This is a genomic window from Geobacillus sp. Sah69, assembly GCF_001414205.1.
Lineage (GTDB): Bacteria > Bacillota > Bacilli > Bacillales > Anoxybacillaceae > Geobacillus > Geobacillus stearothermophilus.
In genome coordinates this window covers 1-10,113 of the sequence record NZ_LLKS01000068.1, presented here as the reverse complement: position 1 = coordinate 10,113, position 10,113 = coordinate 1, and the positions used below count along the sequence as shown (strand labels likewise).

At 46.7% G+C, this 10,113-nt stretch carries 10 protein-coding genes and 2 pseudogenes; 3 read left to right on the top strand and 9 right to left on the bottom strand.

Annotated elements, in window-relative coordinates; genetic code table 11:
• A pseudogene (locus AP057_RS14620) lies at positions 1 to 405 on the bottom strand (transposase); the annotation flags it as partial.
• Between the two features lie 140 nt (positions 406 to 545).
• On the opposite strand from AP057_RS14620, the pseudogene tnpB reads away from it, so the two are divergent.
• Positions 546 to 1,565: pseudogene (gene tnpB / locus AP057_RS14615) on the top strand (IS200/IS605 family element RNA-guided endonuclease TnpB); the annotation flags it as partial.
• 312 nt (positions 1,566 to 1,877) lie between these two features.
• On the opposite strand, the gene AP057_RS17985 reads toward tnpB, so the two are convergent.
• From AP057_RS17985 to AP057_RS14605, 3 genes are all read right to left on the bottom strand, one after another.
• Positions 1,878 to 2,225: an exosporium glycoprotein BclB-related protein gene (locus AP057_RS17985; protein ID WP_235468605.1), complete on the bottom strand. Its 348-nt coding sequence runs from the start codon at positions 2,223 to 2,225 to the stop codon at positions 1,878 to 1,880.
• A gap of 640 nt (positions 2,226 to 2,865) precedes the next feature.
• Positions 2,866 to 4,146 (bottom strand): IS110 family transposase, encoded by a 1,281-nt coding sequence (locus AP057_RS14610; RefSeq protein WP_055359076.1) that lies wholly within the window; start codon positions 4,144 to 4,146, stop codon positions 2,866 to 2,868.
• 107 nt (positions 4,147 to 4,253) lie between these two features.
• Positions 4,254 to 4,562, bottom strand: coding sequence for a metalloregulator ArsR/SmtB family transcription factor (locus AP057_RS14605; protein WP_055359075.1), 309 nt, complete (start codon positions 4,560 to 4,562; stop codon positions 4,254 to 4,256).
• A 102-nt stretch (positions 4,563 to 4,664) separates the two neighbouring features.
• Here AP057_RS14605 and AP057_RS14600 point away from each other — a divergent pair, with 102 nt between their 5' ends.
• Positions 4,665 to 5,609, top strand: coding sequence for a cation diffusion facilitator family transporter (locus tag AP057_RS14600; RefSeq protein WP_369813967.1), 945 nt, complete (start codon positions 4,665 to 4,667; stop codon positions 5,607 to 5,609).
• 78 nt (positions 5,610 to 5,687) lie between these two features.
• Here the strand turns inward: AP057_RS14600 and AP057_RS14595 are convergent, their stop codons facing one another.
• From AP057_RS14595 to AP057_RS17975, 5 genes are all read right to left on the bottom strand, one after another.
• Positions 5,688 to 5,894 carry a hypothetical protein gene (locus tag AP057_RS14595; RefSeq protein WP_055359074.1) on the bottom strand — a complete coding sequence of 69 codons (207 nt, stop codon included), beginning with the start codon at positions 5,892 to 5,894 and terminating at the stop codon, positions 5,688 to 5,690.
• A complete protein-coding gene (locus AP057_RS14590; protein WP_235468603.1) occupies positions 5,895 to 6,851 on the bottom strand; it encodes a YIEGIA family protein in 957 nt (318 codons plus the stop codon).
• A gap of 71 nt (positions 6,852 to 6,922) precedes the next feature.
• Positions 6,923 to 7,645 (bottom strand): ZIP family metal transporter, encoded by a 723-nt coding sequence (locus AP057_RS14585; RefSeq protein ID WP_055359073.1) that lies wholly within the window; start codon positions 7,643 to 7,645, stop codon positions 6,923 to 6,925.
• 139 nt (positions 7,646 to 7,784) lie between these two features.
• Positions 7,785 to 8,195, bottom strand: a complete 411-nt coding sequence (locus AP057_RS17980) for a transposase (RefSeq protein ID WP_235468601.1) — start codon at positions 8,193 to 8,195, stop codon at positions 7,785 to 7,787.
• A gap of 150 nt (positions 8,196 to 8,345) precedes the next feature.
• Positions 8,346 to 9,182, bottom strand: a complete 837-nt coding sequence (locus tag AP057_RS17975) for a transposase (RefSeq protein ID WP_235468599.1) — start codon at positions 9,180 to 9,182, stop codon at positions 8,346 to 8,348.
• A 281-nt stretch (positions 9,183 to 9,463) separates the two neighbouring features.
• Here AP057_RS17975 and AP057_RS14575 point away from each other — a divergent pair.
• On the top strand, positions 9,464 to 10,113 hold a 650-nt coding region (locus AP057_RS14575), incomplete at its 3' end, for a DUF6444 domain-containing protein (RefSeq protein WP_200910080.1).

Below are 10,113 nucleotides of genomic sequence, written 5' to 3'. Positions count from 1 at the left end.
CTAGGTGAACCGATTTCGGTGGTTGAACCGGCACTGGCACACTTTGCATKGGTATTGCCCGTTTCCGCCGTTATTGGCGTACAGGTAAGAAGAGGGAGCCTGGCAGCGAGGGCAGGTCAACGAATCCGGAACACGGTGTTTCGCATTCGCGCGGCGCTGGATGGGCCGTAAAGGACGTCCGTGCTGGGCTTCATAGTCTGCCAACAGCTTCCGGTAATCAAGGGTTTCCGGCACATCGATGATCGGAAGGTCATCGACCTGAAGTTTCCGGTACGGCTTTTGGATGGGTTCGTCCAAGTCCTCGAGATTCAAGGATTTTCCCACGATCACACCCATCAAATACACAATGATTTGATATTGGGTCTTGATTATTTCGAGCAAATAGGCTAATAATTGAGGTAACAAAGCTTGTCACTCCTTTGTTTTGGCTGTTGGGTGTCGTTACCTCAATGATGGCCGAAAACAACGGGGGTGGCAAGCTTTTTTTCGTTCAACCGTTGAAACTCAAGGGAAAACCGTGAGTGTGGAGGATACACTTTTGACAATACCTTTTGGCCGAGTGGAAGGAGACGTATGAAACCACGGGAAAAGGACTCGGCTACAACGAGTGTTCCAAACGATTGACAGCTTTGAAGAAAACCCTTCCATGGCTGAAAACCCCTGATTCAACCGCCTTGCAAAACGCACTGCAGCAGTTGGCCGAGGCGTTTGACCGGTTCTTCGAGGGAACGGCGAACGCTCCCCGCTTCAAAAGCAAAAAACACCCGAACCAATCGTACACCGCCCAGTGCAACTACCCAAAGAACGGACGCCCTACGATCGAAGTGGACGGCCATCGGTTGAAACTTCCCAAGCTCGGATGGGTGAAGTTCGCCAAAAGCCGCGAGGTGGAAGGCCGCATTCTCTCCGCCACGATTCGTCGAAATCGAGCGGGGAAGTATTTCGTCTCCATTCTCGTGGAAACGGATATTCCCCCATTGCCCCAAACCGACAAGAAAGTGGGCGTCGATTTGGGGTTGAAACAGATCGTAGTGCTTTCCACAGGCGAAACGATCGAACACCCCCGGTATTGGCGCCGGTATGAAGAAAAGCTCGCCTACTGGCAGCGGGTGATGGCTCGTCGAAAGCCAGGCGGTTCGAACTGGGAGAAAGCCCGTTTGAAAGTGGCCAAGCTTCATGAAAAAATCGCCAACTGCCGGAACGATTTCCTGCACAAACTGTCCACCCGCCTCATCCGCGAAAACCAAGTGGTGTGCGTGGAGGACTTGCGTGTTAGGAACATGCAAAAGAATCGCAAGCTGGCTAAATCCATTTCCGATTCCGCGTGGGGGAGTTTTCTTCGCATGCTCGAGTATAAAGCGATATGGTACGGGCGGACGGTGGTTCGTGTTGCGAGCACGTTTCCCTCGAGTCAATTGTGCTCGTGCTGCGGGCATCGGCACGTCGAGGTGAAATCGCTTGGCATTCGCGAGTGGGTGTGCCCCGCCTGCGGAGCCGAACATGACCGGGACCATAACGCTGCCCGGAATATTCTAAATGAAGGGCTTCGACTGCTGTCGTTGTAGGGCGGCTGAATCGTGGGACGCACGGGGATGGCTTGGCGGACATCCTGCCGCGGGGCGGGTGTTCCCAAGAATCTCCCACCTCGAAATGCGGGCGGGAGAGCGTTCAACTGAACGGAGAGGGATTATAAGGCCGCTTGTTTGCAGCGGCCTTAGTTGAGCGCTCCAATGAGCGCATCCTTGGTATCACAGTGAGGCGCTAACTAATCGCCACTCCTGCACTCGCATACCCCATGACGGAAGCGGCGATTGAAAGGCCGGAAGTGGTGATGAAAAACGCCATGAGCAGCCGGTCGCCAGTATTGACAGGCACGTTTATCCTGTGACAATGCCGCTGGCGTTTTGGGCTAGGGAGATGGGAAAGGTGATTGATGGCGTTAATGTAATGAGCGTGCCGGGAATAGGCGAAAATACGTTGCTGGATGGAGAAGTGGCGATATACAATTGAGCGCGGATCGTAGCCGTTCCTAAAAGCGCTGTGCCCGTTGTGGCGGAAAAATTGGCTGCGACAGCAGTAATGATTCCTGAACGCGGAATGGTAAGGGAAAAATTCGATGTGCCCCCAAGGTTTATGGTTCCTCCCACTAAACTGATGCTTGAAGCAGCGTTTCCAAATCCGATCAAACTTGCGGTGTTGGCCAACCCAGCTATAGTGGCGGTCAAGACAACCGTTGTTCCTGAAGCGAATGGAATGATGGCTCCTGCTCCAGCGGGTCCCGTAGGTCCGGTCGGTCCTTGGGGTCCGATGGGTTCCGTGGGTTCGGTCGGTCCTTGGGGTCCAATGGGGCCCGTGGGCCCTGTAGGTCCCGTGGGTCCTGTTGGTCCGGTATAGATTTTTACAATCGGCGGCCATGTTCCGCATAAAGGGGAAAGACATTTTACTCGAATAGGACGTCGGCCAGACAAGCGGCATAACCTCCCTCTAGAAATGTTGATTTATCAAGGCTTTTCGGCCCCTCAGGGGTGTCCAAAAAATATTTTTCGACAAAATCTCTTACATCCTTTTTCAGTTTTGTGGATATCTTACAGACCTAGGGTGCGCTTCGCGGCCACGKCTGGTTATATTTTCCTGCCGTGGGGGGAAGCATATTCGATGCACCCTTTGGATCTCCGCGTCGCTGATGAGGACGAACCCTCCCATGTCTCCGGGCGTCTTCGCGCCAACATTCCCTCGTTCGGTCTCGTCATCAGGCGGAGGCCGGCCAAGCTCCTTTAGGGACTCAAGGTCGAATGGATGAAATCACGCTAGCTTCTCCGGTGTCATCTCGTTGTCCAATGATTCTTCCGTTCGCAGGGGGAGGCCTTAGGACGCCCGGTGCACCTGGGACAAGACGTCCTGTTTCATTCGCTCCGCGTCAAACGCTTGTTTCTTCGTACAAATCGCAAACAACACATTCAACAGCTTCCGACACAAGGCGACGATGGATTGCTTTCCGGTCAGCGGGTTGACGGGGCGGGTCGTGTAATATTCATGCAGCTCGCGAAACGCCTCGTTGTGCCGGATCAGCGGAATCACCGCCCGAAACAGCACCGAGCGCAACCGTTTCCGTCCCCGTTTGGAGATGTGCTTTTGCCCTTTGCGCTGGCCGGAGGAGTTCTCCTTGAGCGTCAGGCCCGCCAACTTCACCAATTGGCGCGGGTCCCGATAATGGGCGAAGCTGCCGATCTCCGCCAGCAGATCGATGATCGTGGCGTCTCCCAACCCGTCGACCGTTTTCAACCATTGRTACTCCATCGTCGTTTGAACCAATGCCTTCAACTCGGCGTCCAGTGCAGCGATCTCCGCCTCCAATTGGCGGTATCGGCGGACGAGCGCGGCGATCTCAAACCGGGCCATCGCTGTCCCTTCCGTCACCCCAATCGAGTCCTTCGCGGTGTTGATCAACGCCTRAATTTTGGCCTTCTGCGGGCATTTCATCCCTTCGCTTTGCCGGTACACCTCGATGAGCTCCTCGGCGGTCCGACCSGCCATATCRGCCGGAAGCGGCGTCCACTCCAACACCGAAAGCGCCGTTTTCCCCAAGTCACGAAACACGGTCCAAAACTCTGGAAAATACCGATCCGTCCAGCGGACGATCGCGTTTTTCACCGCCGTCTGTTCCTTGCGGAGCTTCTCTTTGAGCGTGCTYCCCACGCGCAAATCGGCTTCRATCTCGTGCAGCAGCCGGGGAACGAGGAATCGTCCGTCTTTTGCCAGTCTGGCAATGACCAGGGCGTCTTTGGCGTCGTGTTTCGTCGGCAGGTTGTCATCAAGTTCTTTCGACCGGCACACATGCGCCGGGTTGACCATGACCAACGGGATCCCGTGCTCCTCGAGGAAGTAGGCCAGGTTCAACCAGTAGTGCCCGGTCGGCTCCACGGCGACGATCACCTCTGACTTCCCRAACGCTTGCATCGCCCCCTGAATCGCTTTATACAGCTGTTGAAACCCCTCTTTCGACTGGAAGATCGGGAACGATTTGCGAAGCACGCGCCCCCGGTCATCCACGAAGCAGGCGTAGTGGGTTCGTTTCGCGATATCAATACCCACGACAAGCGTTTGTTCGGTTACTTGATCAATTTTATAGTTTTGTGTACAATTCATCTGAAGTCCTCCTTGGTATGGTGAGTGATGTGGTTGACACCCCTGTATCATACCAAGAGGGCTTTTTTTGATCAAGTCCCCGGAAAAGCTCCTAACGGGAATGCTCCTTAATGATGTTCAGCATGGTCAATGGCTTGTTTTAATAGTGAAATAACATGTTCGTCATCGCAGGAGTAAAACAGTGTTTTTCCTTCACGGCGATACTTAACCAGTCTCAGATTTCGTAACAGACTAAGCTGATGGGAAATGGCTGATTGAGACATTTCCAACACTTCTGCAATGTGATTGACATTGCACTCTTCTTGCGATAACAAATAAAGAATTTTGATTCTTGTTGGATCGGATAATACCTTAAATATTTGCGATACATTTTCGATGGTTTCAGATTTTAAGAACGAATGGTCTTCAGTCTTCATGATGATTTCCCTCACTTTATTTATTATATATGAGCATATGTTCATACGTATGTATCATATTTTACATTCATTTTTTTTGTCAAGTTTAGGAAATGTTTTTTAATGAAAATGGATGATTTAGCTCATAATGAATGGAAGGAGGCTGATGATATGGGACACAATCATAATCATTCCCACGTACCGGATAACAAAAAGGGATTAACGATCGCTCTTCTTATTACTTCGGGGATAACGGTTTTGGAGTTCTTTGGTGGACTATTGACGAATAGCCTAGCATTACTATCAGACGCAGGGCATATGTTAAGCGATATTGGCTCTCTAGCTTTGAGCTTGGTCGCTATGTGGTTCGCCGCAAGACCGCCTTCTCCACGAAAAACATACGGTTTTTACCGATTTGAAATACTGGCAGCTCTGTTGAATGGACTTCTCTTATTCGTCATTGCGGGATTTATTTCTTACGAAGCTTATAAACGTTTTTTTGAACCTCCAACGGTCGCAAGTGGTACAATGATGCTCATTGCTACTATTGGATTGTTGGCAAATATCACCAGCGCATTTATTTTAACAAAAAAGAGTGATACCAAAGAAAATGTAAATGTGCGAAGTGCCTATTTGCATATTATTTCTGATGCATTAGGTGCGGTTGGGGCAATCGTGGCAGGGATTGTAATGTACTTCTTCGGCTGGTATGTGGCTGACCCCATCATCAGTGTTGTCGTGTCGCTATTAATCCTAAAAAGCGCTTGGGGTGTGGTAAGCAACTCCTTCCACATTCTGATGGAAGGAACGCCGATTACCATTGATATGGAGAAAGTAAAGCAAACGCTTCAATCCATTGAGGGGGTAAAAGATGTTCACGATTTACACGTCTGGACAATCACCTCTGGGTTGGATTCGCTCAGTTGCCATTTGCTCATCGATGATACCAAGGATAGTCAGGACATTTTGAAACAGTCCATCCAACGGATTGAGGAAGAATTTCACATCTTGCATACGACCATTCAAGTGGAAAAATCGGACTTGCAACATGCCGATTTAAGGATATAAAAAGGACAGCAGTAAGCTGTCCTTTAAAATATCAGCACATCTTTTGTAAATTCTTCTTCAAATTCCCGTATGACCTTGTTAAGTTCTGTATACCATATAATCCCCGCATTTTAGTTGTGTCACATCCGCTTTCATACTTTTAGCGATGTCTTGAGTCATTTGCTTTTGTTCTTCTTCATCGGTTGCGAGTAAAGCCAAAACATTTCCGCTTATAACACGATTTTGATTTAACGTAATATAAGCCAGTATTTCATAATTTGGTTTTGGATTTGTTTCTTTGCCCATTTATTTTCCTCCTAACCAATTGGTTTTCATCACAGAATGGCTCTTTTTTACACTTTCAAGTAAAGGCGTTTTCTTTATTGCTTCAATAAACGCATCTTCTCTTCGAACAAGCGGAACTAATGTAACAACCACACGCCCTTGTTCATAATCCTTGCGTGTAAAGTTATACCGTTTCACCCCAACAGCTCTTGTTGCTTCAAAAAGGATGGCTTGTCTTTGACCAAAGTGATCTAATGTAATACGAAAATGTTCTTCACGGGGATAAATAACCGCTGCGATCCCCTCTTTCCGGTAAAGTTCTCTTGCATTATCCGTTCCTAACTGGTTCGTAACATAAATACCATCAACAAACAATTCCGAATCTCTGACTTCCACTTTCCCTAATTGAACATCCGCAATATCCCCAACTGTTTTCCCTTTGGAAAAACGTTTCAATATAAACAAGACGACTAACCCAGCTAATGACCCGATTAAAATATTCACCCATTGTATCTTATGGGATACAAGCTGCATTGTTATGCCCGTAACTAAGGCGACAACCAACGCAAAATAATTTCTTGCTTCAAAGGTCTTCGCAATCCCGTCTATGTAAGCATCTCCTCTTGGAGTAAATTCGGTATTCTCCAAGTCCTTTAAACTGTCCCGTTCTGTCCTCCGAACATCCCTAAATTGCTGTATGGCTAATGCTAGAAAGGTTACTGCAACAAAATTTTTGGTCATAATCGCCGGAATAGTCACTGCACCTAGAGCTGCGGCTACAAATCCAGTCACCAAATGGATTAAATATCCGTTGGGGTAGCTTGGATACTGTCGATAATCTTCTTTAATGGTTATAAGACGAGCAAAAAAACCTACAACCAACGCTGTTATCATAAGAACCAAATGCTCCGATGCAATAACATCGTTTTTCATAAAACCTCCCAAGAGAACCATTTTTGGATTATTTTCTTTAAACATCCGCTAAATTATTCTTTGGGAGAACATACAAAAAAGGCACAACTTAACGTGCACCTTTTTAGTAAAGTCTTCTACAGAAAAAATAAGTAAAATGAAACCAATACAAAACCGATTACAGCCATGATAACGCAGTATAGTTTTGTAGATGTGCGTAAAGCTGTTCCAAAAATTTCTTTTCCCGTCACGGAAAGCATGACCCCCATCGCCAATGCGATAATCATTGCTACTAGCCAAGGGACCCCCATTCCATAATTGCTTCCAATGAAGGCTCCAACTCCTACGGGGGCGGAGGCTATGGTTGCCCCAAGTATGATGCTGAGAATTCCAAACCCAGCCATCAGCAAGGGAGTAAAAACAGCAATCCCTTCTGGAATATTGTGAAGCATGATCGTCGTCATCATTGGTTTAGTCAATGAATCGTGAGTATTGGCTCCAAGTGCGATACCTGTTGGAAAATTGTGCAGGGCAATACTGAATGTTAAAAATAGACCAGAATGTACAAATAAGTCTTTTTTAGCGTCATTGGTAATAATGATCACATGATGGGAAACCTTTTCTAGATGCTTATAAATAAAATAACCAAAAATCAATCCGACAATAGCAATAAACCAACCTCCAATTTCTATGCTTTCAGGCAAAATTTCCATCGTGACCAGTCCAAATATCATACCACTACATACTGAAAAAATGGTTGGCGTTCCTTTTTGCCAGCCTTTAAACAACCAAGCAATCACTCCGCCAGATAACATTCCAATAGCAGAAGCAGAAAACCCTAAAAGCCAAAGTGAGTTCATCCATCATCCCCCTTGTACTAAGTTGTCTTTACTTTTATATCTGCCAAACTTATAAAATATGCCTTAAGAAAACAAAAAATCCTCCACCGTGGGAGGATTTTTTGCAGACTGTTGAAAAAGTCGGACGTCAAGAAAAAGTTCACGAGGAGTGTGAACTTTTTCTTTTCTTTTTCTCTTCCATTTGGTAGGTTAGATATAGACCATATTGTTGGAGTGATCGCAATTTGGTCCACTTTTTGAGGTTTTGGATCATGGCGGTGATCCAAACCTGAATTTGTACTTGCTGGACTCCACGGTATCGTGTGAAACGAAGACCGTGGAGTTCTTTGCTTTCGGCGAAACTTCGCTCCATCGTCGATGGACGTACCGATCGCAACACTCTTCCTCTCATCGATAACCGTTGTTTCCGCATTCGTTCGTAGATATCTTGATGAACGGAAACTCGAAATACACGATCCTTTGCGCCTTGTGCGGCAGGACATCCCACACAACTTCCTTTCACTGCTAGTTTATACTCATGATATCCAGAACGGGTGGACGTCGAATACATGAACTTTACGCCACAGGGACACGCATACACATCGTCTGTGACTTGCTGGAACTTTACGGAACGACAATCGGGATGTTCCTTTCGATGAAAACGTCGATACGACATATACGCCAAAATCCCTTTTTCTCTAATTCTCTTGCTAGTCGGGCGTTATAATAGCCAGCGTCTAACACTATTTCCTTTAGGAGAATATCCTACTCGATGTTCAACACGCTCGATTCGCCCCATCAAAATACGATGACCAGGCACGGTGGCGGCAGTCACGTAAGCATCCAAAATAAAATTATGCAAGGTGTCAACGATTCGATGATCGTGGAACGCAAAGAGACCACGCGGATCATGTTTGACCGATAGCCCAGCATCTGGATCTGTGGTGCTACATATCATCTTTTTGGTTGCCAGCTTCTCTGCTTTGGGAGCTAACGGTTTTTTTCCATGTTGTTGTCGTTTTTCATTGACCAGTTGTAACACGTCCTCGTCTTCTTTCACCACCATCGTCTGAATCACTTGGATGCGTTTTCGTTTATTGGCATTCGCTTTTAACTCTGTTTCATCCGCTGCCCACGTGTCCGGAGACAAGAACCCATCTTCTTGAATCCATTGAAGGACATGATCAAATAACGCTTCCCATACACCGGGATCGACCCGATGGCGAAGAAACTTGGAAACGCTGGAGTGGCAAGGGACTTTATCGGTGGGGGAAATGCCTAAAAACCAGCGATACGTGGCGTGTTGCTGGATTTGTTTACAGGTAAACCGAACGGATCGAAACCCTTCCAGATATTGAATCATGAGGATTTTTACAAAAATCAACGGATCAATCGTGGGGCGACCAATGGTACTTGGATAAAACGGTTCAAGTAACTGATATACATGATTCCAATCCATCAATTTGTCGATTTGAACCAAGATATGGTTAGGATCATACATGGATTCATAAGCTTGACGATTTTGTTGAATCTCTAAGTTCGATTGGTAGTAGTACATAAGTGGTTTCTCCTAATCAGTTGTTTTCTCAACATATATCATAAAAAAAACGATTTTGTCCCTTGACAAAATCGTTTTTCAACAGTCTGAAAGCCCTTCAAAAAAGAAGGGCTTTTATCGATTTTTACACGACGGTTTTATTCAGCTTTATTATAAGATTCCATGAATTCTCCGCATGCCTTCATCATTTGTAACTATTCAGCCACATCATAAAGTGAGCTGAATATTTTTTGCTTTTCCTGTCTATGATGTGAATATTGATAGACAAGGAGGTGAATCACATGTTGACGGTACAACAAGCTGTATTTACAGTTGAGGGCTTAATCGGCAAAGTCCAACAACAAAAACAGCTCATTCATCAACTCGTTCAAGAAAATGAACATTTGCGTCACGAAAACAAACAACTACGCAAAGAAAATGAACAACTGAAGTACCGTGTTCAAGAGCTGGAAGCACGCACGAAAAAAAACAGCTCCAATAGCCATTTGCCCCCATCTTCTGACCGTTTTGCCAACACACGTTCTTCTCGTCAACCATCTGGCAACAAGCCAGGCGGACAAGAAGGACATCAAGGAACGACGCTCCGTCAAGTGGAACATCCACATCATCGTGTCGTCCACCGTGTGCATACGTGTCAAGGATGTGGGGCTTCTTTGCGTGACGTCAAACCGTTCAAAGTCGATATCCGTCAAGTGTTTGATGTCCCTCCTGTGGCGATCGAGGTGACACAACATGAACGTGAAGTGAAATCGTGTCCACATTGTCGATGCGTGCAACAAGCCGAATTCCCATCCCATGTCACGAATCATGTGCAATACGGTCCACGGCTCACGGCGCTCGTTGTTTATTTACATCATATCCAATTGATCCCGTACAAGCGTTTAAGTGATACAATCGAAGCGTTATATCAACACTCGATTAGTACAGGAAC

Bases quoted from the DNA above. Each gene is read 5' to 3' on its own strand.
- AP057_RS14605 (WP_055359075.1), bottom strand. From the start codon at position 4,562: ATGAAGACTGAAGACCATTCGTTCTTAAAATCTGAAACCATCGAAAAT.
- AP057_RS14595 (WP_055359074.1), bottom strand. From the start codon at position 5,894: ATGGGCAAAGAAACAAATCCAAAACCAAATTATGAAATACTGGCTTAT.
- AP057_RS14590 (WP_235468603.1), bottom strand. From the start codon at position 6,851: ATGTTTAAAGAAAATAATCCAAAAATGGTTCTCTTGGGAGGTTTTATG.
- AP057_RS17980 (WP_235468601.1), bottom strand. From the start codon at position 8,195: ATGTATTCGACGTCCACCCGTTCTGGATATCATGAGTATAAACTAGCA.
- AP057_RS14600 (WP_369813967.1), top strand. From the start codon at position 4,665: ATGAAAATGGATGATTTAGCTCATAATGAATGGAAGGAGGCTGATGAT.
- AP057_RS14585 (WP_055359073.1), bottom strand. From the start codon at position 7,645: ATGAACTCACTTTGGCTTTTAGGGTTTTCTGCTTCTGCTATTGGAATG.
- AP057_RS17975 (WP_235468599.1), bottom strand. From the start codon at position 9,182: ATGTACTACTACCAATCGAACTTAGAGATTCAACAAAATCGTCAAGCT.